At 34.6% G+C, this 26,942-nt stretch carries 25 protein-coding genes and 3 pseudogenes; 19 read left to right on the forward strand and 9 right to left on the reverse strand.

Features of this window, described 5'->3' with window-relative positions; all coding sequences use genetic code 11:
- Window positions 1–153: 153 nt before the first annotated feature.
- The 11 genes and pseudogenes from OUY_RS04575 to OUY_RS04625 all read left to right on the forward strand — a co-directional run bounded on the left by OUY_RS04575 (window position 154) and on the right by OUY_RS04625 (window position 12,255).
- Window positions 154–1,325 (forward strand): annotated as a pseudogene (locus OUY_RS04575) (ankyrin repeat domain-containing protein).
- A gap of 122 nt (window positions 1,326–1,447) precedes the next feature.
- Window positions 1,448–2,674 carry a cytochrome b gene (locus OUY_RS04580; protein ID WP_139686807.1) on the forward strand — a complete coding sequence of 409 codons (1,227 nt, stop codon included), beginning with the start codon at window positions 1,448–1,450 and terminating at the stop codon, window positions 2,672–2,674.
- Window positions 2,674–3,435 carry a cytochrome c1 gene (locus OUY_RS04585; RefSeq protein WP_139686808.1) on the forward strand — a complete coding sequence of 254 codons (762 nt, stop codon included), beginning with the start codon at window positions 2,674–2,676 and terminating at the stop codon, window positions 3,433–3,435. The genes OUY_RS04580 and OUY_RS04585 overlap by 1 nt, the downstream gene beginning before the upstream one ends.
- 85 nt (window positions 3,436–3,520) lie before the next feature.
- Entirely contained in the window at window positions 3,521–5,455 is a 1,935-nt protein-coding gene (gene uvrB, locus OUY_RS04590) for an excinuclease ABC subunit UvrB (protein WP_139686809.1), read from the forward strand.
- Between the two features lie 306 nt (window positions 5,456–5,761).
- Entirely contained in the window at window positions 5,762–6,958 is a 1,197-nt protein-coding gene (locus OUY_RS04595) for an MFS transporter (RefSeq protein ID WP_139686810.1), read from the forward strand.
- A 38-nt stretch (window positions 6,959–6,996) separates the two neighbouring features.
- The gene (locus OUY_RS04600; protein WP_007302154.1) at window positions 6,997–7,296 is read left to right on the forward strand and encodes an integration host factor subunit alpha; all 300 of its coding nucleotides are present in this window, start codon (window positions 6,997–6,999) and stop codon (window positions 7,294–7,296) included.
- Window positions 7,293–7,619 (forward strand): MerR family transcriptional regulator, encoded by a 327-nt coding sequence (locus tag OUY_RS04605; protein ID WP_010402982.1) that lies wholly within the window; start codon window positions 7,293–7,295, stop codon window positions 7,617–7,619. The genes OUY_RS04600 and OUY_RS04605 overlap by 4 nt, the downstream gene beginning before the upstream one ends.
- Window positions 7,620–7,671: 52 nt before the next feature.
- On the forward strand, window positions 7,672–8,262 hold the full coding sequence (locus OUY_RS04610) for a murein hydrolase activator EnvC family protein (RefSeq protein ID WP_007302156.1): 591 nt from the start codon (window positions 7,672–7,674) through the stop codon (window positions 8,260–8,262).
- A 4-nt stretch (window positions 8,263–8,266) separates the two neighbouring features.
- A complete protein-coding gene (leuS, locus tag OUY_RS04615) occupies window positions 8,267–10,726 on the forward strand; it encodes a leucine--tRNA ligase (RefSeq protein WP_139686811.1) in 2,460 nt (819 codons plus the stop codon).
- A 108-nt stretch (window positions 10,727–10,834) separates the two neighbouring features.
- Window positions 10,835–11,431: a hypothetical protein gene (locus tag OUY_RS04620; RefSeq protein ID WP_246038734.1), complete on the forward strand. Its 597-nt coding sequence runs from the start codon at window positions 10,835–10,837 to the stop codon at window positions 11,429–11,431.
- Between the two features lie 96 nt (window positions 11,432–11,527).
- Window positions 11,528–12,255 (forward strand): annotated as a pseudogene (locus tag OUY_RS04625) (hypothetical protein).
- A 115-nt stretch (window positions 12,256–12,370) separates the two neighbouring features.
- On the opposite strand, the gene folD reads toward OUY_RS04625, so the two are convergent.
- The 6 genes from folD to ndk form a co-directional block, all read right to left on the reverse strand.
- Window positions 12,371–13,258 carry a bifunctional methylenetetrahydrofolate dehydrogenase/methenyltetrahydrofolate cyclohydrolase FolD gene (folD, locus tag OUY_RS04635; protein WP_010406409.1) on the reverse strand — a complete coding sequence of 296 codons (888 nt, stop codon included), beginning with the start codon at window positions 13,256–13,258 and terminating at the stop codon, window positions 12,371–12,373.
- On the reverse strand, window positions 13,242–13,817 hold the full coding sequence (locus OUY_RS04640; protein ID WP_139686812.1) for a UbiX family flavin prenyltransferase: 576 nt from the start codon (window positions 13,815–13,817) through the stop codon (window positions 13,242–13,244). The genes folD and OUY_RS04640 overlap by 17 nt, the downstream gene beginning before the upstream one ends.
- Window positions 13,810–14,067, reverse strand: a complete 258-nt coding sequence (locus OUY_RS04645; RefSeq protein ID WP_010406415.1) for a DUF2312 domain-containing protein — start codon at window positions 14,065–14,067, stop codon at window positions 13,810–13,812. The genes OUY_RS04640 and OUY_RS04645 overlap by 8 nt, the downstream gene beginning before the upstream one ends.
- A 9-nt stretch (window positions 14,068–14,076) precedes the next feature.
- Window positions 14,077–15,354 carry an HlyC/CorC family transporter gene (locus OUY_RS04650; RefSeq protein WP_139686813.1) on the reverse strand — a complete coding sequence of 426 codons (1,278 nt, stop codon included), beginning with the start codon at window positions 15,352–15,354 and terminating at the stop codon, window positions 14,077–14,079.
- Between the two features lie 68 nt (window positions 15,355–15,422).
- Window positions 15,423–16,601 (reverse strand): aspartate aminotransferase family protein, encoded by a 1,179-nt coding sequence (locus tag OUY_RS04655; RefSeq protein WP_139686814.1) that lies wholly within the window; start codon window positions 16,599–16,601, stop codon window positions 15,423–15,425.
- Between the two features lie 122 nt (window positions 16,602–16,723).
- Window positions 16,724–17,143 (reverse strand): nucleoside-diphosphate kinase, encoded by a 420-nt coding sequence (gene ndk / locus OUY_RS04660; protein WP_010406427.1) that lies wholly within the window; start codon window positions 17,141–17,143, stop codon window positions 16,724–16,726.
- A 105-nt stretch (window positions 17,144–17,248) separates the two neighbouring features.
- Between ndk and OUY_RS04665 the strand changes: the two genes are divergently transcribed.
- The 3 genes from OUY_RS04665 (at window position 17,249) to OUY_RS04675 (ending at window position 19,822) form a co-directional block, all read left to right on the forward strand.
- Window positions 17,249–18,010, forward strand: a complete 762-nt coding sequence (locus OUY_RS04665; protein ID WP_139686815.1) for a hypothetical protein — start codon at window positions 17,249–17,251, stop codon at window positions 18,008–18,010.
- Window positions 18,007–18,960: a ferrochelatase gene (gene hemH / locus OUY_RS04670; protein ID WP_010406433.1), complete on the forward strand. Its 954-nt coding sequence runs from the start codon at window positions 18,007–18,009 to the stop codon at window positions 18,958–18,960. Before OUY_RS04665 ends, hemH begins: the two co-directional genes overlap by 4 nt.
- Window positions 18,961–19,021: 61 nt before the next feature.
- A complete protein-coding gene (locus OUY_RS04675; RefSeq protein WP_139686816.1) occupies window positions 19,022–19,822 on the forward strand; it encodes a hypothetical protein in 801 nt (266 codons plus the stop codon).
- Here OUY_RS04675 and gshA read toward each other — a convergent pair.
- Window positions 19,819–20,973 carry a glutamate--cysteine ligase gene (gene gshA / locus OUY_RS04680; RefSeq protein WP_139686817.1) on the reverse strand — a complete coding sequence of 385 codons (1,155 nt, stop codon included), beginning with the start codon at window positions 20,971–20,973 and terminating at the stop codon, window positions 19,819–19,821. The genes OUY_RS04675 and gshA overlap by 4 nt on opposite strands.
- Window positions 20,974–21,055: 82 nt before the next feature.
- On the opposite strand from gshA, the gene hslV reads away from it, so the two are divergent.
- Both hslV and hslU read left to right on the forward strand, forming a co-directional pair.
- Window positions 21,056–21,610: an ATP-dependent protease subunit HslV gene (gene hslV, locus OUY_RS04685; protein ID WP_139686818.1), complete on the forward strand. Its 555-nt coding sequence runs from the start codon at window positions 21,056–21,058 to the stop codon at window positions 21,608–21,610.
- 1 nt (window position 21,611) lies between these two features.
- A complete protein-coding gene (gene hslU, locus OUY_RS04690) occupies window positions 21,612–23,063 on the forward strand; it encodes an ATP-dependent protease ATPase subunit HslU (RefSeq protein ID WP_139686819.1) in 1,452 nt (483 codons plus the stop codon).
- Between the two features lie 70 nt (window positions 23,064–23,133).
- On the opposite strand, the gene OUY_RS04695 is transcribed toward hslU, so the two are convergent.
- Together OUY_RS04695 and OUY_RS04700 are read right to left on the reverse strand one after the other, a co-directional pair.
- On the reverse strand, window positions 23,134–24,006 hold the full coding sequence (locus tag OUY_RS04695; RefSeq protein ID WP_010406447.1) for an FKBP-type peptidyl-prolyl cis-trans isomerase: 873 nt from the start codon (window positions 24,004–24,006) through the stop codon (window positions 23,134–23,136).
- Window positions 23,999–24,781: a polyprenyl synthetase family protein gene (locus OUY_RS04700; RefSeq protein ID WP_139686820.1), complete on the reverse strand. Its 783-nt coding sequence runs from the start codon at window positions 24,779–24,781 to the stop codon at window positions 23,999–24,001. Before OUY_RS04700 ends, OUY_RS04695 begins: the two co-directional genes overlap by 8 nt.
- Window positions 24,782–24,908: 127 nt before the next feature.
- Between OUY_RS04700 and acpP the strand changes: the two genes are divergently transcribed.
- From acpP to OUY_RS04715, 3 genes and pseudogenes are all read left to right on the forward strand, one after another.
- Window positions 24,909–25,169 (forward strand): acyl carrier protein, encoded by a 261-nt coding sequence (gene acpP, locus OUY_RS04705; RefSeq protein WP_139686821.1) that lies wholly within the window; start codon window positions 24,909–24,911, stop codon window positions 25,167–25,169.
- 6 nt (window positions 25,170–25,175) lie between these two features.
- Window positions 25,176–26,447, forward strand: coding sequence for a beta-ketoacyl-ACP synthase II (fabF, locus tag OUY_RS04710; RefSeq protein ID WP_139686822.1), 1,272 nt, complete (start codon window positions 25,176–25,178; stop codon window positions 26,445–26,447).
- 147 nt (window positions 26,448–26,594) lie between these two features.
- A pseudogene (locus OUY_RS04715) lies at window positions 26,595–26,942 on the forward strand (transposase); the annotation flags it as partial.

Below are 26,942 nucleotides of genomic sequence, written 5' to 3' on the forward strand. Positions count from 1 at the left end.
AAGGAAGCTCAGCATGTCTTGTACGAAAGTTAAAGTGATAGATTGCTGAAGACCTAATTTTTAACTATTGAAATTTTTTCTCTGTAAATTTCACTTGCACATACTAAATTGTGTGATATAGAGCCGGGAACGTTGTCTTTTAGGAGGTATTTGATGGAAAGACAAGAAATAATTGAGAGCCTGAGAAAAAAATTATTTTCTGCTATAAACAGAGATGATTTTGAGAAAGTTAAAGAATATATTGAAGAGGCAGAACATAGACACATAAAAAATGAGATTTTGAATAATGAAAAATATAGTATGAAGCCTATGCATTCTGCTACTTACATAGGTAACTTAAAGGTATTGCAGTTTTTGTGTGACAGTGGCGCTGATGTTAATACTACTATTAGCAGTCGATATTTGAGTACTCCCTTACACATTGCTGCTATTAATGGCAAACTAGAAATAGCACAGTTTTTACTTGATCGTGATGCTAACATCAATGCTACAAATTATAAAGGCTTTACACCTTTGTACTTAGCATTTAACCATTGTCATTTAGATATGGTAAAACTCCTACTCTGTAGAGGTGCTGATGCTAGTATTCAAAGTCAGTACGGCAAAACAGCATTAGATGTTGTTGGAGGTTATAGAAAAGATAGATGTAATAGCAATAGTAAAATTCAAGAGATAGAATCTGTATTGAGCAGTGCTACTGAAGATGATTGTGAAGCAAAATTAACTTCTATAAAAGCAGGTGTTAAGGTAGGGTTAGACGCTAATGACGCCACAGATTCTGTAAGTAGTGCAGCGAATCTTTCATTATTCCCTACCAAAGCAATCAAGATAGAATTGGAAGTTAGTAATACCACAGACTTGGCAAGTAGAACAGTGAATTCTTCCTTCACTCTTATCAGAGAAAATTTTGAAGAAGTTAGCAGCACTGCAAGCAATGCAGTAAAACCTTCTTCTTTTATTAATAGTATATTTAGTTGGATAACTACCACCATCAGTGGCTTATTCAGCAGCGCTCCTGCTTTACCTACTGTACAGCAATCTGTTGCACATTTAACTGGAAGTCCTATTGGTTCTTCACAAATTGATTGTAATGGAACAGTTCTGCTAACTGCTTTAGCAATAAGTAAGTTCACAAGAAAACAACATTTTAGGCCACTAGACGATTCACCTTTGACAGAGAAAAAAATAAAGAAAGAGAACTTGACATTATAGAAAAAAAATTCGAGACGGCACTTAGTAATTGTGAAAAACTTTATCAATGTCCTCGAAGTTCATTAAGCAATTCAACAATATCTAAAGGTGTATGTCATCAAAAGTCCCTTTAAAACAAGCACTCAAATTTGAGTGCTTGTTTTTGTGAAATCTACTCTTTAAACTTAAACTTTTTATTGTTTATTAGCGTTAAATTGTTACAATACAATGAGTTAAGATGACAAAGCTTTAAGTTATGGAAGATGATAGCAAAAAAGAAATAATAGAAGAAAAAGGTATATTAGGTTGGATAGAGTACAGACTGCCTATATTTTCTTTTCTAAAACATACTGCTTCTTATCAAGTACCAAAAAATTTAAATTATGCTTGGAATTTTGGTTCTTTAGCTGGTATAGCGCTGATTTTACAAATAATAACAGGTATATTTCTTGCCATGCACTACACTCCGCATGTTGATCATGCATTTAATAGTGTGGAGCGTATAATGCGTGACGTAAGTTATGGATGGCTGATACGTTATACTCATGCTGTTGGGGCGTCGCTCTTCTTTATGGTGGTCTATGTTCATATCATGCGTGGATTATATTACGGATCTTATAAGAGACCGCGAGAAATGGTATGGTTTATTGGCATATTTATATTTTTTGCAATGATGGCAACTGCCTTTATGGGATATGTTCTTCCATGGGGACAAATGAGTTTTTGGGGTGCAACAGTTATAACTAATTTATTCTCGGCTATACCTTTAATTGGTGATAAAATAGTTATATGGCTATGGGGAGGTTTCTCTGTTGATAATCCAACGCTTAATCGTTTTTTTGCGCTGCATTATCTTATGCCTTTCATTATTATCGCTTTAGCTATGTTGCATGTTGTTGCTCTGCATAGGTTTGGCTCTAATAATCCAAGTGGAATAGAAGTCAGGTCAGATAAGGATACCATTCCTTTTTATCCTTACTATATAGCAAAGGACTGCATAACTTTTGGTTTATTTTTTATAATTTTATTTGCATTTGTTTTTTATGCCCCTAATTATCTTGGGCATCCTGATAATTATATAGAGGCTGATCCTATGGTAACTCCAGCACATATAGTGCCAGAGTGGTATTTCTTACCTTTTTATGCGATGCTGCGTTCAATTCCAAATAAACTTATTGGTGTACTTACCATGTTTGGATCTATTTTAGTGTGGTTTCTTTTGCCTTGGCTTGATAAATCAAATGTTAAAAGTGGTTCCTACCGTCCATTATTTAAGAAATTTTTTTGGGTTTTTGCAATAAATTTTGCATTTCTTGCCTGGCTTGGGGGACAAGAAGTTAAGGAGCCTTACATTACTTTAAGTAGGCTTTCAACTCTTTATTATTTTTCATATTTTGTGATAATTTTACCTTTACTTAGTAAGTATGAGAAACCAAAAAAATTACCAAAAACAATAAGCGATTCCGTGCCGGAGATGAAGTGATGCTATTGGTTAAAGTTGCTGTGTTTTGTGTATTATTTTTCGCTAATTCTCTATCTGCAGAGGAGTTTAAACCTTTACCAAATAAGAAAATTGACTGGAGTTTTAATGGAATTACCGGATCTTTCGATAGAGAGTCAATTCAGCGTGGCTATAAAGTATACAAGGAAGTCTGTGCTGCTTGCCATTCAATGAATAGAATAGCGTTTCGTAACTTGCAAGATGTTGGTTTTTCCGAAGAGGATGTAAAACAAATTGCAGCCTCTTACCAAGTGAAAGATGGTCCAAATGATTTGGGTGAAATGTTTGATAGGCCGGGAGTGTCTTCGGATTATTTTATTGCACCTTTTGATACAAAAGAAGCAGCCGCAGCAAGTAATAATGGTGCAATTCCACCAGACTTATCACTCATTGTTAAAGCAAGGCACGATGGTGCAAATTACATCTATTCACTGCTCATTGGTTATCAAAATGGTGAACACGATGAGAACGGTTTATATTTTAATCCATATTTTTCAACAGGCAGGTTAGCTATGGCACCACCACTCTCTGAAGGAATGGTAGAATATGATGGTGCAAGGCAAGCTACAGTTGAAAGTATGTCATATGATGTGGTAAATTTCTTACAATGGGCAGCAGAGCCAGAAATGGAACGCCGACATAAACTTGGGTTAAAAATAGTGACATACTTTATAATTTTGACGTTGTTTTTTGTATTAACCAACAATAGGATTTGGAGCAGGCTCTATAAAAAGAAAAAATAGAGTTTTTTATGTTCATTCTTTCATACCTTATTTACACTAGCAAATGTATTGTATAGTAATAAATACATTATGAAAATATAAAGGTATGGAATTTCAAATAGTTACACATTTTCAGCCAGCTGGAGATCAACCACAGGCAATAGACAACTTAGTTGCAGGGTTAAATAGTAATAAAAGAGATCAGGTTTTGCTTGGAGTTACTGGCTCTGGAAAAACCTTCACTATGGCAAATGTTATTGCAAGAACAAACAGGCCTGCATTAATTATGGCACATAATAAAACTTTAGCGGCGCAGCTTTACGAGGAGATGAGAGGATTTTTCCCTCACAATGCTGTTGGATACTTCATTTCTTATTATGATTATTATCAGCCTGAGGCTTATTCGCCACAAACAGACACTTATATTGAAAAAGACTCTTTAATAAATGAAAGAATTGATATGCTACGCTATTCTACTATATGCTCTCTTTTGGAGCGTAGGGACACGATTGTAGTTGCGAGTGTTTCTTGTATATATGGTCTTGGTTCGCCTGAGAGCTATCTCAGCATGACCTTGACTTTAAGTGCTGGAGATAAGATTCATGTTAATGACTTTCTGAATAATTTAGTTAATCTCCAATATAAACGTTCTGATGTCAGATTTGAGCGAGGATATTTCAGAGTGCGCGGCGATATTATTGATATATTTCCTGCCTATTATGAAAATAAAGCTTGGCGTTTATCATTGTTTGGTGATGAAATAGAGGAAATTTCTGAGATTGATGCCATGAACGGCAATATTATCAGACGCATAGATACAGTCACCATTTTTCCAAATAGCTATTACACTACATCACGTGAGACTCTTTTGCAAGCAGTTCAATTGATTAAAAAAGAACTACATGAACGCCTGGATTATTACTATTCACAGAACAAAATTGTTGAAGCAAAACGCCTTGAGCAGCGTACTAATTTTGATATTGAAATGATGATGGCAACGGGAGTGTGTAAAGGTATTGAAAATTATTTGCGTTATCTTTGCGGAATGAAAGCCGGAGATCCACCGCCTACATTGTTTGAGTATTTACCTAAAGATGTAATTTTATTTGTTGATGAAAGCCATGTAACCGTTCCCCAGATAGGTGCAATGTATAGCGGTAATGAAGCACGTAAAAAGAAATTGATAGATTATGGTTTTAGGCTACCTTCTGCTTTTGATAACCGTCCATTAAAATTGGAAGAGTGGGAGGCAATACGGCCACAGACTATTTACGTTTCGGCTACTCCAGGAAAATATGAATTAGAAAAGACTAATCACGCATTTATAGAGCAAGTTATCCGCCCAACAGGACTGACAGATCCCATCTGCATCATAAAACCAACAGGGAGTCAGGTTGATGATGTGATTCATGAGGCACAAGTGACGATAAAAAAAGGGTTTTGTATTCTAATTACCACATTGACAAAAAAAATGGCTGAAAAACTAGCTGAGCATATGAGTGAGCTCAGTATGAAAGTAACTTACCTACATTCAGATATTGGTGCACTGGAAAGAATTGAAATTATATGCAAATTAAGATCTAAAGAAATAGATGTTCTTGTTGGCGTTAACTTGTTGCGGGAAGGTCTTGATATTCCCGAGTGTGGATTGGTTGCAATTTTAGATGCTGACAAAGAAGGGTTTTTACGATCAGAGACTTCGCTCATTCAAACGATAGGTCGTGCTGCACGAAATGTTGAAGGCAGAGTAATTTTATATGCAGACAAAATTACTAATTCTATGGATCGTGCACTAAAAGAAACTGAAAGGAGAAGAAAGAAACAGACAGAGCATAATACACTGCATAATATTGTACCAAAAACTATAATAAAGCCTATATCAAATACTTTACGGGAAAAAGTGGTGATTGAGGATTTTAGTCAGAATGATCTAAGCGGTTTGAAAAAACAAATGTTGAAGCATGCTGAAAATTTAGAGTTTGAAGAGGCAGCAAAAATAAAAAGTATTATTGAAAGGTTTAATAATAGATCCACTGCATAATTAGAAAAAAGATGAATAATTAATAGCTAAACTGACTTTGATTTATCAACAATTTGAAAAAACATCATCTAAGTGGCAGAAAAATGAGCCAGTTCATGATAATTTCAAATTTTCACCTTTTATCTTATAGGTAATGATTGTTGAACTTATTTCTTTCTTGAGATTATGTAGAGACTCTAACAAATTAAATCTCACAACAAATTTGTTGTTTCATAGCTTTTATATCATACTATAATTGCAACTGTTTTAACAATAATCAGAGCCTAAAAGAGGTTTATTATCAATGGACTATTTATAAAAAATCTTATGGAAAATAAAGCTTGGTTCATTTGGCTAATCAGTAACTTGATTGTTGTATTCAGCAATATGCAGATAATCTACACCTTTATAAGCGTGAATCTTGAAAAAGAACTTGGGCTCACAATCGCGCAAGTTGCACTAGCTAATTCAGCATATACTTGGACTTTTGCTATCTCACAATTTTTTAGTGGGGCAATGTTTAATGTTTTTTCCAGCAAAAAAATTTATTTTTTCTCATTGTCAATCATGCTCTTTGGTTTTTTTGTCCTTATCAAGAGTGACAATTTTGCCCATTTAATTTTATCTCAATTTTTGATCGCAATTGGAGCATCGTTTGGTTTTATTGGCGCTGCTCATGTAAGTAGCACATATTTTCCCCTTACTCAATTTGGACTGATGTTCTCACTAGTGCAGACAATTTCAAGTCTTTCTGCTTTGATGATTCAAATGTGCTTCTCTAGCTTGCTTGCCGAAGGTGCAGATTGGAAAAATCTTATTGTATGCGTAATATTATTTGGCGTATCGATATTTGTACTTATGTTTTTTTATCCGAAAGGACTTTCAAAAAAAAATTGGGGGGAATACACAATAAAGAGCTCTATAAAAACAGTAATATGTTCTGTACTAACAGCGCTAAAATTAAGAGATATCTGGATAACCTCAATAGTGGGTGCTATTACTTTTGGAACATTTTTAGCGCTTAATATGCTGTGGGCACCAAGGTTACTAAGCAACTTAGAACTCAATACAATGGAGTTAGGTGTGGCAACTGCAATATTGTGGCTTGGTCTTGCAGTTGGTGCTCCAATTGCAGATCTAATCTCAAATCTATTTAAAAATAGAAGGCACGTAATCTCTGCTTTTGCCACATTGCAAAGTATTTCAGCTATTATTTTACTATGCGACAATTTAACAGTTCATATTATATACTTTTGTATGTTAATGTTTGGTTTTTTTGCAGGAGGACATATGCTTAATTTTACTGTTGGTAGTGAGATTGTTGAGCAGAAGTATATTAGCACATCATCATCCATTATCAATGGATTTATGTTTGTTATGAGTGGAATTTTAGTGTCAATTTTAGCACTTTTTTCAGATCATCAAATGGCGCTTTTCACAATATTTGCAATGTTAACATTTGCTAGTATTTTTAATTATGCTACAAAAGAAACATACTATAAAAATAAAGTAGCTGAATCTTGAGTCGATTGTTATATTATATTAACATACTGTAATAAATTATGACAACAAAAGACACAACAGTAACTAAGGCAACGATAGCTGAATGTATAAACCAGGAAATTGGATTATCGAAAGAAGACTCTATTGCAATAATAGATGATATATTGGATGAGATAAAAACAAGCTTAGCAAAGGATGGAATAGTAAAAATATCTTCATTTGGAACATTTTTGGTTAAAAACAAGAAAGAAAGACCAGGAAATATACCAAAGACATCGGAAAGGGTAGTAATTAAAGCGAGAAAATCAATTTCTTTTAGACCTTCAAAAATGATGAAAAAATTAATAAACAACCGATGAATAAGGAAAAATTATTTTACACAATTGGAGAAGTAGCTGAAGAACTACATTTGGAGCAGCATGTTTTAAGATTCTGGGAAAGTCAATTCCATCAAATTAAACCCATAAAACGGAAGGGAAGAAGACTATATGATCATAAGTGTATAGAGGCAATAAAGAAAATAAAATATATGCTATATGACAAAGGATATACAATAAAAGGAGTACAAAAGGAATTTGGTAACGATGTAAGAATTGATCATTATTCAAGAAATTTGTTGCAAGAACTTACCGATTTAAGAGACTATTTAACTGATAAAATAAATGAAGAAAGTAATAAATAGACGAAAAACACTATAAAGTTTTGTGAAAGTTGATATATCTAGAGATAAGTGTATGTGTCGTATAGCCTTGTTCTTTATATTATCAGCAATACTGATAAGCTGTGGCCTGCAAAAACCTGCACCTGTACTACTTAAAGGCGAAGAATTTTATGGGAAAAGAGACCTAGAGTACACAAGGGAGTATCATTTGATTAAAGAAAATGTTGATTCTTCGCTGCGAAAAGAAAGTAGAAAAGCCTTTGTAGATAAGGTATATAACAATAATGCACAAAGCATGTGTAAATTTGTAATACCGGTTAAAGGTGCAGTTACCTCTTCTGATAAAATATGTCAAGATGGCATAAAAATTACTGCTCAAAGTGGAACAAAGGTTATTGCTTCTGCACCTGGCAAAGTAATATACGTAGGCAAAGGCCTGAGGTGGTACGGAAATTTAATTATAGTGGAACATAAAGATAATTACATGACTATGTACTCCTATTTAAAAAACATACAAGTTGAAATTGGTGATAAAGTAAAACAAGGTCAAGTAATTGGATCTGCAGGTAAATCAAGCACACAAGATAAAGATCCGCAGATGTGTTTCACAATAAGGCATAATGGTCAAGCAGTCGATCCTTTAGTACATATAAACTGTGATTGAATTTATGAAATATGATTTTAAAAACGTTGAAAAATTCTACCAAAATAAGTGGGATTTTTCTGTAAGCAAAGATAGTAAAAAGAAGAAATGTTACGTGTTGGAAATGTTTCCATATCCATCTGGTAAGATTCATATGGGGCACCTGCGTAACTATGCAATAGGAGATGTTATAGCACGTTACAAGAGAGCTCATGGATTTGAGGTTTTGCACCCAATTGGCTGGGATGCGTTTGGATTACCAGCTGAAAATGCAGCAAGGGACAATAATATTAACCCTGCGGCGTGGACAAAAGAGAATATAGACAATATGCGTGCACAGCTAAAATCTATAGGTCTTTCCTACAATTGGAATCACGAGCTTTCCACATGTGAGCCTGATTATTACAAACACGAACAGAAATTTTTTCTGGATTTTTTAAAGCATGGTCTTGCCTATCGAAAAGAGTCGTGGGTTAATTGGGATCCAGTGGACCAAACAGTGCTTGCAAATGAGCAAGTGGTTGATGGAAAAGGATGGCGATCAGGTGCAGTTGTTGAAAAACGTAAGTTATTCCAATGGTTTTTAAAGATTACTGATTTTGCTGAAGATTTGCTTCATTGTCTGCAAAGTTTAAAAAATTGGCCAGAAAAAGTCAAAACTATGCAAGAGCGCTGGATAGGAAAATCTGAAGGGGCAACTATAGATTTTGAAATAGTTGGCCTGAATAAGAAATTAAAGATTTTTACAACTTCTCCTCATACTTTATTTGGAGCTTCTTTTCTTGCAGTAGGAGCAGAGCACCCTATTGTACAAGACCTTAAGGACAAAGAAATAAGAGACTTTATTGGTAATATGAAGGCAAAGGGGGAGAATGATGAAAAAATTGGAATTTACACTGGACTGAACGTCAGGCACCCATTTCTCGACAAGGAATTACCAATTTATATAGCGAATTTTGTGTTGATGGAGTATGGAGAAGGTGCGATTTTTGGTTGCCCTGCACATGATCAGCGTGATTTTGAATTTGCACAGAAGTATGGTTTACCGATTATTCCTGTAGTTTGTGAAGAGACCACAGAGATCTTAAAAGAACCGTACTTCGGTGATGGAGTGATGTTCAATTCTGAATTCTTAAACGGATTAATGATTAATGAGGCAAAAAAAGTAATCATAAAAAAACTTGAAGAAAAAGGAATAGGTAAGAAAACAATAAACTATCGTCTACACGATTGGGGAATTTCAAGGCAACGTTATTGGGGATGTCCTATACCTATTATACATTGTAAAGATTGTGGAATTGTTCCAGTTCCAGAAAAAGACCTCCCTGTTGTTCTACCAACAGATGTAGAATTTACAAGTGGTGGTAATCCCCTGGATAAGCACCCAACCTGGAAATTTGTTGATTGTCCAAAGTGCGGAAAGCAAGCAGAACGTGAAACTGATACATTTGACACTTTTTTTGAATCTTCTTGGTATTTTGCTGCATTTTGCAGTGAAAATAAATCGATTAATAAAGATACTTGTAATCGTTTTATGCCTGTTGATTATTACATAGGTGGAATAGAACATGCAATTCTACATTTGCTTTACTCAAGGTTTTTCTGCCGTGCTTTAACTAAATGTGGCTATTTTGACGTTAAAGAGCCTTTCTCTACTTTAATCACTCAAGGAATGGTCTGCCATATAACTTATAAAGATGAGAATGGCAAATGGCTCTTTTCCGAAGAAGCAAAAGAGTTGATTGCGAAGGGTGCTAAGATCCAAGTTGGAAAAGTCGAAAAGATGAGTAAGTCAAAGAAGAATACAGTTGACCCAAACTTTATCATAGAAAAATACGGTGCTGATACTGCTCGTTTGTTTGTATTATCCGATACCCCCCCAGAAAAAGATATGGAATGGTCTGATGATGGCGTGGAAGGTTGTTTTCGCTACATAAATAAATTGTGGCGTATGGTAGTGCAACTTAGGCCCGTAAACATACACTATGATAATGAAAACATTGTAGGTAAACTCCTAGAGTACAGAAAAAAAATCCATAAACTATTGCAAGTGCTTACAGATGACTTGGAAAACTGCAGATTAAACTGTGTGGTAGCAAAGTTTCGTGAAATGACAAATTTAATAGCTGAAATAGACGTAAAAACTGGAAAATCTCTTATTGATGAAGGTGTATGTATACTAATTAGAGTAATCGAACCATTCATGCCACACCTGGCTGAAAATTTATGGCAAAAAATAGGAGGCGAAGGCATGCTATATATGCAACCTTGGCCAAAAGCTGATGAATCACTACTAATTGATAATATGGTAACTGTGGCAGTACAGATTAATGGAAAGTTGCGTGCGACTATCAAAGTAGAAACTGATTTACCTCAAGAAAAATTGAAGAAAATAGCAACAGATTCTGTATCCAATAGAATCGATCAAAGCAAAATTCGCACTATATATGCTGTACCAAATAAGGTAGTAAACATAGTTATATAAAAATTTTGAGTAGCATGTCCCTAATTTCGTAGGTATACTTTTTTTGATATGAGATTATATCTTTTTTAATATAAAGGATATATACTTGTGCATTATATATTTTTTTGTATGGGTAGTTATATGAAAATAAAAGGATTGTGTGTTTTAGCTGTTTTGCTCACTTCATCTCTAGCAGGTGCAGCTAGTAATAAAGCAGCTAGTAATAGTGCAAAAGAGCAGTACTACGCAGGTTTAAACTTTGGTGGTGGATGGGGCACTGGATTAAAAATAAAACCTGGCTTAGTTTTTGGTTATAATTATGATAAAAGCTCTAAGTTTGAACTTGAGATTCTCACCGACGTAAGTGATATGTTTGGTAAGGCAACCAAGAAAATGGGAGCTAGTTTATTAGCAAATTACCGTTATTATCCTGACGTTGACATTGATCCTGTGAAACTATATGTCAGTGGAGGTTTAGGAGGACATCTACAAGTATATCCTTTTGACATTGTTGGCACTGAAACACTAGATAAAATACTGGGTGCTATTTCGTACAAACTGAAGGTTGGTGTTGATTATGAAGTTGCTCCACAGATAGTTGGTACAGCTGCTTTAACCGTAGGCGGGCAACTGAGTGGTTTAAAAGCAAAACAAATACCAGATGCAATGCTGGAAGTAGGAGTACGTTATAGTTTTAATGCTGGATGGCATTGTGTACATGTTTAATGGTTAGGTGTAACCATAAGCAATGCTCAAAACTTGCTGCTAGCATGTTTGAACACTTATTTTAGTATGTTTTAAGGAATGTTACATATGAGTAATATGAAAATGAAAAAATTGTTTGCTATATTGCTTGCTTCATCTTTAGCAAGTACAGCTAGTAGTAGTGCAAGTGAGTTAGAAGATCGGTACGAAGATCAGTACTATGTAGGTTTAAACTTTGGTGCTGGATGGGGTGATACTTTTAAAATGAAACCTAGCGTTGTTTTTGGTTATAATTATGACAAAAATTCTAAATTTGAACTTGAGGTTCTTGCCAACATAAGTGATATAACTGATAAACAAAAAAGGAAAGTAGGAGCTAGCTTGTTGGCGAATTACCGTTATTACCCTGATTTTGACATTGATCCTATTAAACTATATGCTAGTGTAGGTTTAGGTGGATATATCCAAGTATTGCCTTCTTTTGGCTTCGGTGGCAGTAGTACAGGTGAAACTAAAGGCAAAAATGTTGCAGATAGAGATGATTCAGGTAAAATTACGAATAAAGATGTTACAGAAAACGATAATAAAGGGAAGGGGAAGAAAAGAGTCAAGAAGCTCCAGCTCTACTAGCTGCTGATGGAAGCAAAGTAACGTCTGATCCATCTTTAGTAGACAAAATACTGAGTTCTATTTCCTATAAACTAAAGGTAGGTGTTGATTATGAATTTACTCCGCAGATAGTTGCTACAGTTGCTATTGCTGCAAGTGGGCAATTAAGTGCCTTCAAGCCACCAGTACAAATACCAGATGCAATCATAGAAGTAGGCATACGTTATAATTTTTAATGTCCTAAATTGCATATTTCTTGTAGTGAATAAGATAATCCTGCAAAGAGGTTTGCTATTTGGATAAAAATTCGATGTTATTATCTAGAGACGGGTATCTATTTTTCTTATGCCCTCAATTAATGAAATCAGAAGCATCAACTCCCCGCTGCAAGCAAGCAGCAATTACAGTGTTCATCATAAGAAATGCTATTGTCATTGGGCCAACACCCCCGGGTACTGGAGTAATAGCCTTGACTTTTTCTTTTACTCCCTCAAAGTCAACATCACCCACAAGCTTACTTTGATTTCCCAAGTTAACGCTATTTATGCCAACATCGATCACTATTGCACCTTTTTTTATCCAATCTGCTTGAACAAAATTTGGCTTTCCAACTGCTGCAACTACTATATCCGCTTTAGAGCAATAATCAGCTAAATCCCTACTTTGTGAATGCAAGATGGTAACAGTGCAATTTTCTTGCAACAATAGGTGAAACATTGGCTTACCCACAATATTTGATCTGCCAATGATTACCACATTTTTACCGGACAGATTATTTTCAACTGACTGAATTAAATGCAAAGAACCTTTGGGAGTACAAGGTATCAGACAATTTTTTTCACCTTTAACTAACCTGCCAACATTCTCATCATGAAAGCCATCTACATCTTTTTCAACACTTACTGTATTAATTATTCTACTTGCACTGATGTGCTTTGGTAAAGGTAACTGAACTAAAATTCCATGCACAGATGAATCTTCATTTAATGTATTAACTTTTTCAATCAATTCATCTTCTGAGATACTATCAGGCAAAACAATAGTTTCAGAATTTATACCTATTGATTCTGCTTTTCTTTGTTTATTACGAACGTAGACCTGACTTGCTGGATTGCTACCCACAAGAATTACTTTAAGACAAGGAAAAACATTATACTCTTTCTTTAAAATATCAATTTTTTTTGATAGCTCCTCACAGAGATCATTTGCTATTTTTTTACCGTTAATAATAATTGACATTTCCTTGCCACTCCTTGAAGTCAGGTAATGCAATATCAAATAAATTCAATACTTTACCAACAGCATGATTTACAATATCATCCAAAGATTTTGGTTTAATATAAAAAGCAGTCATCGGCGGAGCAATAATTGCTCCCATCTCCGTTAGTTTTAACATATTTCGGAGATGTCCAAGATGTAGTGGAGATTCTCGCACCATAAGAACTAATTTTCTTCTTTCTTTTAGAGTTACATCTGCAGCCCTTGTTAATAGATTGGAAGTCACCCCCGATGCTATTTCAGACATTGTTTTCATAGAACATGGAACAATAACCATACCTGAGGTTTTAAATGAGCCGCTTGCTATTTTTTCTCCTATTTTTTCTTCAGAATAGTAAAAATCTGCAAGCGATATAATATCTTCAAGTTTTTCTTTAATCTCATGAGCTATAGTTATTTTTCCAGCACTGCTGATCACTAAATGAGTTTCATGATTGGTATTTTTTAGTGCCTCTAGAATCCGTACACCGTAAATAGAACCAGATGCTCCACTTATTCCAATTACAATCCTACTATTCACCTTCGTAACTCATTCCCAATGCACGTTTGTAGGTATCAAGTAATATTTCCTGTTCCTCCCTGTCATCATCATCCATCTTTCTTAGCCTAATAATCTGTTTCATCACTTTTATATCCCAACCTTCATCTGCAGCTTTTGCATATACATCACGAATGTGATCTTGCACATCCCTCTTTTCTTGTTCAAGTTTTTCGATTCTCTCTATATAGCTCTTCAAATCTTCAGCCGTTATTTTTACTTTATCTTCCATAGAACCCAACTAATTAATTGCTACTACAGTATTATCAGTTTTTACTTGTACTTCAATCATAGTAATAATATTTTTATCTTTTTTTAAAATCTTAAAGTAAAAACCGTACATGGAAAACTCTTCATTTTCTTCAGGAATGCGCTCTATCTCGTTTACAATCATACCTGCTAGAGTTGTAGCTTCTTCATCAGGAAGATCCCAATGTAACTGTCTATTAATATCCCTAATAGTAGATTTTCCTTCTATGTGATACATATTATCGGATATCTTTTTTATAAAATTCTCTGTGATCAAATCATGTTCATCTGAAATTTCTCCAACTATTTCTTCCAGTATATCCTCAAGAGTTACGATTCCCTGTAGTGCTCCATACTCATCAATAACAAATGCAAGGTGTTTCCTGTTTTTACGGAAGTTGTGAAGTTGTACACTGAGTGGCGTACTTTCTGGTATAAGCCAAGGCTTTGACATAACTTTGGCAATCTCTATTTTATTATCCTTTTCACGCAAAGCATTTATTAGATTTTTCACGTGAACCACTCCAACAATATTATCTGGTTCTTTTTGCCATAAAGGTACTCTGCTATGGCTACTGGTTAAAATCTCTCTTATTAACTCTTCTTTGTTTCGATCTATATCAAGAGAAAATAAGTTTCTCCTGTGGGTCATAATTTGTGATATTTCTGTCTCAGCCAAATCAAGTATACTATTTAGCATATCTAAATCCTGTTGTAACATAGTGCCCTCACTGCGGTGAAGAGTAATCATATTACGCATTGCATCTGCTGCAGATATTACCTCCCTATTCTTATGAAGCCCACATAACTTCAGAATGATATTGACAATAAACTGAATGCCTAATGTCAATGGAGAAAGAACCTTGACAAAAAACAGCATAAAATAAGCAGAAAGTAATGTAAATTTTTCAGGATTTTGCATGGCGTAAGTTTTTGGTAAAACTTCACAAAATAGCAAAATACAAAACGTCATCATGAATGTTGAAAGAAATATGCCCTCACTCCCAAAAGAATTTATAAATATTACTGTAAATAAAGCAGAGCAAGTAATGTTAATAATTGTATTACACAGTAATATTGTTCCTATTGTTAATTCTTTTTTACCTAACAAAAGCTCTATTATCTTGGCTTTTTTGTTACCTTCTAGCTTTAGTTTATTCACTCGGGATCGGCTAATTGAGGTTAACCCTATTTCTGCTCCTGAGAACAAAAACGATAAAATCAATAAGAAAAAAATTGCTGACAATACTGAAATCAATAACCAATCCATTAAAGTATGATGTTATTGCGATATAGAAACAGAGTTGATTTTATATGTTGTAAGAAGCATTTGCAAGTCTATATATCTTTAATATAAAAAAATAAATCATGAAATATATCACACACTGCATTCACATGCATATTCTCAACAACAAGTGGAGGAGTTATTCTTATTACCCTATTATTTAAAATTTTAGTCATTATTAAGCCTTTGTCAAGAGATTGTTTAACAATTTTATCAGCCAAAGGTACTCTAAGCTCTATCCCTATCAATAAACCCTCCCCACGAACTTCTGAAACGATCTTCGGAAATTCTTCAGTCAAAGGCAACAACTTTTCTTTTAGATATTTACTGACCTTCTTAACATGGTCAAAAAAGCCTTCCTTTAGCATTACATCGAGTACTGCATTACCAACAGTCATGGCAAGTGGATTACCTCCATAAGTTGACCCATGAGTTCCTGGAGTGATTGCTTCTGCTATATAATCTTTTACTAAACATGCAGCCAGAGGAAATCCATTACCCATAGCCTTCGCACAAGTGAGCATATCAGGTTCAACTCCTATATTTTGATAGTAAAATAGAGAGCCAATCCGTCCATATCCGCATTGCACTTCATCAAAGCATAAAATTATTCCTTGAGCTTTTGTTATCTCTCTTACTTTTTTAAGATACTCTACGTCCAATGGATGTACTCCGCCTTCACTTTGTATGGGCTCTAAAAATATGGCAGCTGTTTCGCTATTGATTTTCTTTTCTAATGCTTCAATGTTATTTCTTGGAACTTTATCAAAACCAGAAAGGAGTGGAGCAAAACCTTCGCGTGATTTTTCATTTCCCCCAGCTGAAATTGCAGCAATACTGCGGCCATGAAAACCTCCTTCAATTGTAATGATGTGACTGCGCTTTTCTTGTCCATTTAAGTAGAAATAGCGGCGAATAAATTTAATTGCAGCTTCTGTTGCTTCAAGTCCACTTGAGCAGAAAAAAACTTTATCGGCAAAGGTAAGTTCTGTTAAACGCTGAGCAAGCCTTTCCTGCTGAGGAATAGTAAAAATATTAGAGCAGTGCCATAATGAATCCAGTTGCTCCTTCAGTTTATCTGTAATGTATGGATGACAATGCCCTAGAGAGATTGTAGAAATTCCTGCAGCAAAGTCTAAATATTTTTTACCATCCTTATCGAAGAGATATACTCCTTCTCCTCTAACTATAGAAGCTTCAGATCTATTATAAGCGTTAACAACATGATCCATTTTAAATATTATCTATACTGTGCATGAAAAAGCTTTCCCTTAATATTGCTTAAACTAAAAATTGGGCTAATATTATACAGTTCAACATAAAATTCAGAAATTTAATATGTAAAAAAGTAAAACTACACCAATTCACATTCAGCAAAAAAGAAAGCTATTTCTCTATGAGCATTCTCTAGACTATCAGAACCATGCACTCTATTTTCACTAATATCATTAGCAAAATCACCCCTAATTGTACCTTTATCTGCCTGTTTTGGATCTGTAGCACCCATGATTTGTCTGTATTTACTGACTGCATTTTCACCGATTAAAACTTGAACTATCACAGACCCAGAAGTCATAAAGTCCACCAACTCTTCAAAAAAAGGCCTATCCTTATGAATTTCATAAAACAGCTCTGCTTGTTTTTTTGTCAGCAGCATCTTTCTCTGTGCTATAATTTTTAGTCCAGATTTTTCAATGTAAGAATTTATACTGCCTGTAATATTATTTTTTACTGCATCAGGTTTTAATATCGAAAGTGTTCTCTCAATTGCCATATCATTCCCTTATATTAAGATCGTATATTTACTTTATTGTGAATTTTTGTTCCATCAAAGAGATTTTTTATTTATAGTCAAGAATAAAACATCAAGGGGTAGTTTATGGTTTACTGTCGTAAGAAACTAGTGAATAATCTTAAATCATCAATTTTCTGCGGAACAAAAGGTTTTTTAACCTTTAATTTGGCATTTTTAAGTTATTTAGAGTATAGCTTACACAATAATACAAAATTAAAAGAAGGTACCGCTTTTGCAATGAAAAGGAACGTTGTTCCATTTGGTGAAATGATTGCCATACCGCTGTTTTTTTGCTTTGTATTACCAGCTATGGTAGGCAACATAAACCTTATCGAGTGCGCACTTATATGTGCTGCACTGATGGTTGCAACATGTTTTGTTGTAAGAACCTTTCACTTGCGTGAAAAGTTATTGAAAAAAATGACTAATAATGAAAATTATACCAAGAAACAAATAGAGCAGGAATTTAAGAAAGACATTATAAAATTTCCTATCTTTGATAAAAACAGACAGCATATTGAGTATAATTCTCCTAATCAAGGACAACTAATGAATGAAAGTCCTCCCTCTCTCTTTGTTAGGGTTTTACTTTTTCCCCTTACGATTTTTCTGAAGGCTCCACAAAGCTGCATAATGATATCTTTGGCTGCTGTTGAACTTCTTGAAGCAGTGCCAAGTTTTTGTGTTGATGTGGTTTTCGATAGAGGCTTTGCATCTACACAGAGTAACATGAAGAGATCCGCTCATCTATTGTATGCCAGTGTGAGAAATTTAGTGCCTGTAACTAAACTTGATGAGTGTGTAGCTGATTTTATAGGCAAACCTGAAGAAAGGTGCTGTCAGTGAAGAAGGCAGTAATCTTATTTAACCTTGGTGGACCTGATTCACTAAGTGCAGTACGTCCTTTCTTGTTTAATCTATTTTATGATAGAAGAATAGTCAATCTACCCAATCCTTTCCGCTTTCTTTTAGCAAAGTTTATCTCCAAAAGGCGAGAAAGTACTGCACAAGAAATATACGAGCACATTGGAGGTAAATCGCCAATCTTGGAGAATACGAAAGCACAAGCTGATGCTTTAGAACTAAAATTAAATGAAAATGGAAACCATGTATATAAGATATTCATCTGCATGCGTTATTGGCATCCATTTGCTGATGAAGTTGTTAAAAGCGTAAAGCAATTCGACCCTGACGAAATCATTCTGTTACCACTATATCCGCAATATTCAACCACCACAACTCTATCATCCATCGAGAATTGGCAAAAAAATGCCAAACTGGAATGTAACACAAAAACAATTCACCATTATTATGACAATGAAAACTTTATTGAAGCTCATGTTAATCTGACGTCTAAATATTATAAATTAGCTAGCAAAATCGGTAAGCCAAGAGTCCTATTCTCGGCTCATAGCTTACCTCTTAGTATCATTAAAAAAGGCGACCCTTACGCTTCACAGATAGAAAAAACAGTAAAATTAATAGTAAAAAAATTGAATATTGAAGATCTTGATTGGGGAATATGTTATCAGAGTAAGGTTGGCCCTGTAAAATGGTTGGAGCCTAGCACTGAAAGTGAGCTATCACGCGCGAAAGACGATAATATACCTGTAGTTTTATCACCTATATCTTTTGTTTCTGAGCATTCTGAAACACTGGTTGAACTTGATATAGAGTATAAAGCAATTATCAAAGACGGATATTACTTTCGCGTACCAACTCTCAGTACTGATCTCTTATTTATCAAGTGCTTGGCCGATTTATGTTTAGATCACTCTCAAAGTACTGATTTATAGCACTTTTCTTTTTAGATTTTTATAGTATAATATTAAAAAGTTATTATTTTATTATCTATTTATGCCAAAAGGTAAGCCAAATACATTTATAGAAAGTATACATGATGCTCACAATCATGATATTAGAAAGATGTATTGTATTGCAGTAGGTTTAACAGGCATATTGTGTAAAATTTCATTGCAATTCTGTTGCGAGTCTATTGATAACAACATATCCAATATTTGTACTATATTAGATATTTCTAAGTTCATAAAACTACCAACATCAATAATATTTGCTCTTCACTTTGGTCTCAATTTAGCTGGATATAAATCTAAAAAACTTCAGAATGGTAAAGGGGGAAATGAACCTGAAAAACCAATACAGGTTGTGGGTAGCTTAGCCTTCTTGGCAAACTGTGTCATAGGAATATTGATGCAGACAAAAATCATTCATTTCTTAGCTAGAAACAACAAGGATGTAATAAGTTATATTAGCTTAACATCAGCAGTTCTATTTCTATTTTCAGAATGCATAAACTATTATTATACATGGAAGAAGTATCTAGATAATAAGGATTCTGAAAAGTCTGCTAAATATGGCAAAGAAGTTATTTTTAGCACATTCGCTTTGTCATTGGGCTTGTTAAGCTTCATATTAAAAAGAATGGAACTTCCAACCATACCAATAGACTTGGGTGGTGGCATAATCTATAATTTCAACTTAACTGTTACGGTCAGTTTGATACTAAGCATAGCATATCTAGTATCAAACATCGATAAGTTTGTCAATCAACCTAATAATTGTACTGATCCTTCTACTGGACTTGATGACGCTCACCATATTCAGCATAATGGCAGCATTGTAGAAATTAATTATTAGAGATGAAAAGACTTAATTTCTACTGCCAATGCTAGCACTGCTAATTTGCTAACAATATTCCAAAGTGGCAAAGTTTTATTTTCTTGGCTGATGTCATGAAATTCACAGTCAGTGGAATTCAAGCTAGAATATACATCTTTCCTGCTATTACATCGGTATAAGTAACATGTTGGAGTATCTCCTATATAGTATATTAGCGGTTCTGCAGAACTACTTTTAAATATGTCAATAGTTGGTACACCTTCTTGTATAATAACACTATTGATTGCTATTCCTTCTTTTATCTTTTTCATTTTATGACGCTTTTTTTTATTGAGATTTAATATTTCCTTTCCACTTGTTGCTGTTATAATGCCCATTCCATATGTGCCATTGCTTGCTTTGATAAAAACGTAAGGTTGTGTTTTTATTTCATATTCCTCATATTTTTTTTGCACTAGAGATAATATTTGGTCAACTTTAGTCGCTACTGCTCCTAGTGATGAATCATCATTAAAGTCAACTCCATTACAGCTTTCTGTAAGCACAGAAATAAGCCATGGGTCCATTTTAAATTCGCCACAAAATTCGGACACTAATTTTTGATAGATTTCAAAATATTGAAATTTCTGCCTACTGTGCCAGCCATATAATGGACTTGGCACTATCTCTTGTTTTACGTTTTCTAGCGTGTCTGGAATGTGGCTCGTCATATCACGGTTCAGTATAATAATATCAGGCACAAATCCTGAAGTTGTCTTCAGCAAAGAGTTTTCTTTCACAACAGTTTCATACTGTTCTATTAAATTGTACGTTTCATTATGAAAGAGGCCAATTCTAGTTTCAAAACCTGCGAGTTGTAGTACCTTTTCTATAGCAAATACATTTTCTATATACATTTTATTTCGCGTGTAATTCTCCGGTATTATAAGGGCCTTTTTATATTGTTTTGTTTCGAAGTAGCTTTTTATCAATTTTGCTGCTATCGCTTTTGATACTTCACTTAGGTTATTAAACCCTGCAGGAAATAAATTGGCGTCTACTGGAGCAATTTTGTAGCCTGAATTCCTAAGATCTATGGAGCTATAAAATGGTAATGTAAAACCATTAAATTTTGTTTTGAACCAATTATTTATATCTTTTTCCAGATTTGGATGAATTATGTTTTGCATCTACACTTTAAATGTTATAAGAAAAGTACTATATTATAAGTTATAATCTTAATATAATATAACGAATTAAAATAACAAAAAAATGATTCACCATGACAGCAGTAAAATGTATGGTACTACTATACTGTCAATTAGAAGAGACAAAAATGTAGTAGTAATAGGTGATGGGCAAGTCTCGCTAGGCCATACCGTTATAAAATCTGGAGCAAAAAAAGTTAGGCGTCTTTCTGGTGATTCCGTAATTGCCGGTTTTGCTGGAGCAACAGCTGATGCATTTACTCTCTTCGAAAGGCTAGAATCTAAACTTGATAAGCACCCAAGACAGTTAATGAGGACATGTGTTGAACTTGCAAAAGACTGGAGAATGGATAAATATCTAAGAAAATTAGAAGCTATGATGATCGTGGCAGACAAGTCCATTTCATTGGTCATTACAGGAGCGGGTGATGTTCTTGAACCTGAAGATGGCATTGCAGCCATTGGCTCTGGAGGAAATTTTGCTTTATCTGCAGCAAAAGCTTTGATTGACGTTGAAGGAATATCAATAGAGGAGATTGCAAAAAAGGCTATGAAGATAGCTGCCGATATATGTGTTTATACAAACCATAATCTAATTATCGAAAAAATAGAGGAGTAACATGTCAAGAACTTTGTGTGCCAATTTTTCTAGTCAATCTGTAGTAGGTCAATTTGATAATAATGATGACTATAATGAGAAAAATAGCCTCTATGAAAATGAAGGTACAGGAAGTAGCAGCATTCAAAGCTCACAAGCTTTATTAGATGATCTACCACCACAGAAGATAGTTAAAGAATTAGACAGATTTATAATCGGGCAGAATGATGCAAAGCGCGCTGTTGCTATTGCACTCAGAAATCGTTGGCGTCGAAATAAAGTCCCACTTCCACTACGTGAAGAGATTATACCTAAGAATATACTCATGATAGGCCATACGGGAGTTGGTAAAACTGAAATAGCTCGCCGTTTAGCAAAGCTTGCTGGTGCACCTTTTATAAAAGTTGAAGCAACGAAATTTACTGAAATAGGATATGTTGGACGTGATGTTGACTCGATAATACGTGATTTAGTTGACGCAGCAATAGTTTTAGTTAAGGAAAAAGCACGTAAAGCCTTAACTAAAAAAGCTTTAGGTTTGGCTGAAAAGATAATAGTCAACTCCATGGTTGGTGAAGATGCAACCGAGGAAAGCAAAAAAGTTTTCAGAGAAAGACTGAGAAATAAGGAATTTGAAGATGGAGAAGTTTCTATTAACGTCAGGGAGAGCAAGGGTATGTTACCCACTTTTGATATACCTGGCATGCCAGGTGGGCAAATTGGTATGATAAACGTAACAGAAATCGTGGGCAAGATGTTTAATGGGAGCAAAAAAACAAAAACTATTACAGTTAAAGTGAAAGAAGCACGTGAAATATTGATTAATGAAGAAAGCGAAAGGTTAATGGATGAAGACAAGATAATCAAAGAAGCGATTGATCTTGTTAGCAATGAAGGCATAGTGTTTTTAGATGAAATAGATAAAATTGCAGCACGTACAGAAATAAAAGGTGAAGTCAACAGAGAAGGAGTGCAGCGCGATCTGTTACCATTACTTGAGGGAACAACTGTTTCAACTAAGTATGGCCCCGTAAAAACAGACTATATATTATTTATTGCATCTGGTGCTTTTCATTTATCTAAACCATCTGATCTTTTACCAGAATTACAGGGTAGATTGCCAATTAGAGTGGAACTTAAGGCGCTTACTCAAGAGGATCTAATAAAAATATTAAAGGAACCAGAATCTAGTTTGTTAAAACAGTATATAGCGTTAATGAAAACGGAAAATGTAACACTTGAGTTTACTGATGATGGTATAGAGACTATAGCTGAAATAGCATTTACAGTTAATAGAGAAGTGGAAAATATAGGTGCAAGAAGACTTCATACTGTCATGGAGAAGCTTTTGGATGAAATAAGTTTTATCGCTTCTGAAAAAAATAGTGAAAAATTTGTTATAGATAGCAAATATGTAAGAGATACACTAGAGTCAATTTCAAAGCAGCTTGATTTATCTAAATTTATACTTTAGAGGAAGCCTACTTTAAATAATATAGAGCATTCAAGAGGTTTTATTTTTTCTTACTTCGTAATTCTTTAAGCTATTTTTCAATAGTAGAATTCAAGCTTAAATCAATTATTGCAATATCACAATCTATGCCTTTTGTTAACACATCAGTTAAAAGATCAGGTGGAGAAAGAACTGTTCTTTTATTACCAGCTCTCATTCCCACAACTCCAAGTTCTATAGCAAGTGGTATTTTTTTGTCACCAACCTTAAACTGCACTATTTGATCTTTGATTATATACTCACCATTATGTCTCTTTATGCTATATTGAACTGATATCTCATCGCCACATTTTACTCGTTTTCCAGTTTTGTTAATTAAGTCATTAAAAATCATCAGGTTATTTACTGAATCGGGATATTTATCTTTTACTTCAATCAATTTGATGTAATAAGAGTTAAAACTCATTTTGTTGTCATCAGCAGCAATAGTAACTACACGCTCTCCGCCTTCTTTCATACCTATTACCCCTAAACTCACTTCTTTTAAGTAATCCTGACCTATTTTCAAATTGACATCAGTCGGAAGTAGCGTTGCTAGGTTGTTGGAGACTTTGTACATTTGTAGCAGAACTTCTTGGCCACAGAAAACTTTACTGCCACTGCCTTCAGTAATTTCATAAAAGTTTATCATCTCTTCTTCTTTTTGCTGTGTTATTTCTTCTAAATATTCTGCTAACCCATGCTTTTCAATATAACGATCAAGAGCTGATTCAAGTATCGGCCTGACCAAATAACTTGCTATCATCTGTGTCAAACCACCATGTGTAGCATTTATTTCGTAAAGCTTTTCCCTTTTCTCTGGTTTATCTTTGTTTATATAAACAACCGTAATTATAAAAGCAGAAGCTAAAGTGAGAATCATTACTACAGAGATAAACATTTGTAATATAATTTTTCTAACCATCTTTTTTTACTTGATTCAATAAATCATATAAGTCATTAGTATTCCCTGAAAGCGTACTTAAATTATCTGAGGCCTGTTTAAAGAGACTATCTATATAGTTTTCCATTTCATTTTTGCCAAGCACGGACATTAAATTGTTTGTTTTATCTTGCTCATAGTCTTCGATATCATCCTTGGATTGAAAAATAAGCCCTAGATTTATTCCATAGTTATATAATGCTTCCCGCTCCTTGTCTGTAGCGCCGCCTATTATAGCCCCTATTTCACATGAAGCTGCAAATAGTTTTGCAGTTTTCATCAAATGAATTTCTTTTATTTTGTCAAAATCTGCACCTATATCTAAAATCTGCCCTCCCACCATTCCCTTCATTCCTATTGCTTGAGAGAGCACTTTTATGATCTCACAATTTAACAAAGATAATACCTCAAAAGCCAGGGTAAGTAATGCATCTCCGGCCAGTACTGCTGTTGCTTCATCAAATTTTTTGTGGCAGCTTGGCTGGCCTCTGCGGGTGTCACTGTTATCCATACATGGCAGATCATCGTGAATTAGGGAGTAAGCATGAATAAATTCAATTGCTGCTGCTGCTGTTATTGCTTTTTCAACCTTTATGTTGAATATCGACGAAGATGCTATAACTAAAAAAGAACGTATATGTTTTGCAGGAGCAAGAAGCACATAACGCATAGCTGATATAAGTCTATTCTCGCTATTTTCAGGTAAGAGCTTATTCACTTCTACAACAAGCAAATTTTTTGTTGTTTCGTCTAGCATTTTTAAATTTATTAACTATCGAGTGCTAAGAGATAGGAAGTTTTTAATAGTTTATATAATCATAAAAGCTATTGCAAACATCAAAATTTCTTATAACATCAGAGAATAGGTTATTTTTTAGTAAGAAATGAGCGAATTGGCAAAAAGCACTAGGGAAGATATAGAAGAAAAAGTAAAGAAGATTATACTAGAGCACATCAGTAAGGATGTAGAGGGATTTGGTAGTTCTTCAAATCTTTCAGATCATGGCACAGATAGTTTAGATGCAGTTGAAATAATCATGGCAGCTGAAGAAGAATTTGGTATAGAGATTCCTGATGAAGATGCGCAAAAAATGGAAACTATGGAACAGATAGTTGAATATGTAGTAAACAAAGCAAACAATTGATGTTGAATGAGCAGAAGAGTAGTAGTTACCGGTGTTGGCTTAATTACTCCACTAGCAGCAGATGTTAATAACACCTGGTCAAAGCTGAAAGAAGGTAAATCTGGCATCAAAGCAATCAATACAGATAGGTTCGACTCTTCTGATCTTGCTTGTCAGGTTGCAGGGCAGGTGCCTGTGCAATCCGATAACATTGAGCACTATTTTAATCCACCAGATTATATTTTTGAAAAAGACCTAAAAAGAACAGATCGTTTTATTCACTACGGAATTGCAGCAGCTGTTCAGGCAGTAGAAGATTCACTAATTTTGGAAAATAAAAATATTAATAAAGAGCGAATAGGTGTAGCTATTGGTTCTGGTATAGGTGGTCTTCCGTCAATTCAGGAAAATGTAATTACCATGCAGGAGAAGGGGCCTAGACGTGTTAGCCCATTTTTTGTTCCTGCAAGTCTAATAAATTTGATATCTGGTCATATTTCTATTAAATACGAATTTATAGGTCCAAATGACTCAGCGGTAACTGCATGTGCAACAGGTGCGCATGCGATTATAAACTCAGCAAGAGCTATAAAACTCGGTGAAGCTGACATTATGATTGCAGGCGGAACAGAAAGTGCGTTATGCAGAGTTGGAATTGCAGGTTTTGCATCGATGAAGGCGCTATCAACTAAATTCAATGATAAGCCTGAAGAGGCCTCAAGGCCATGGGACGAAGAACGCGATGGATTTGTCATGGGCGAAGGGGCAGGTATATTAGTTCTGGAAGAATATGAACATGCAAAAAAAAGGGAAGCAAAAATATATGCAGAACTCACTGGATATGGGTTAACAGGAGATGCGCACCACATCACAGCACCACATCCAGAAGGAAGAGGCGCACTTAAGGCAATGGAACTTGCTTTAAGGAGTGCACAAGTAAGCCCAAGTCAAATTGGGTATATCAATGCACATGGAACTTCAACAAAACTTGGGGATAAAGTTGAAGTAATAGCAATGAAGCAGTTATTCGGTGACTATGCCTATAAAATACCTGTTTCCTCGACTAAATCTTCTATAGGACATTTACTTGGTGCCGCAGGAAGTGTTGAAGCAATATTTAGTATCCTTGCATTAAACAATGGAATTGTTCCACCAACTTTAAACCTACACAAACCTTCAGAAGGGTGTGATTTAAATTTTGTACCACTTAAAGCTCAAGAGCATAAAATTCAATATGCGCTTTCTAATTCATTTGGTTTTGGTGGTACCAACGCGTCTCTCATCTTTGGAAAGGTGTAGTTAATTATGCTATTTTGAATCGACTACGAAAATGTTATTCGAGTAGCTGAAACTGGAATGGCTTTGTTGCATAGGTCAAATAAAAAGAACTGGCAGTTACTGACAAAATTCACTATAAGACAAGCATTTAACCTACTAAAGAAAAATATGCCACAAAAAATGAGAGTCAGTAACTGCCATGAATATAACAAATTTCTCCAAGAGAGGGGAAATATTTTTTATTACGTCAATGATGCCATAGAAAATTGGTACGAAAAAGGTCCAAAAATGGCTGGTGGCAACTATATTTATAGCGATAAGGTCGTGATTCTGGTTCACATAATAACTTATTTATTTAGAATAGGTCTGAGACAAACAGCGGGATTTATAGCAGGGTACCTTGAGCAAGTAAGGAAAAACTTGCAAGTTATTAGCTATTCCCAGGCCTCAAGAAGGCTTAAAAAAACTTAACATCAAAATTAATGATCGAAGACATGATAAAAATAATACAGAAGA

The organism is Wolbachia endosymbiont of Leptopilina clavipes, from assembly GCF_006334525.1.
Classification (GTDB): Bacteria; Pseudomonadota; Alphaproteobacteria; order Rickettsiales; family Anaplasmataceae; genus Wolbachia.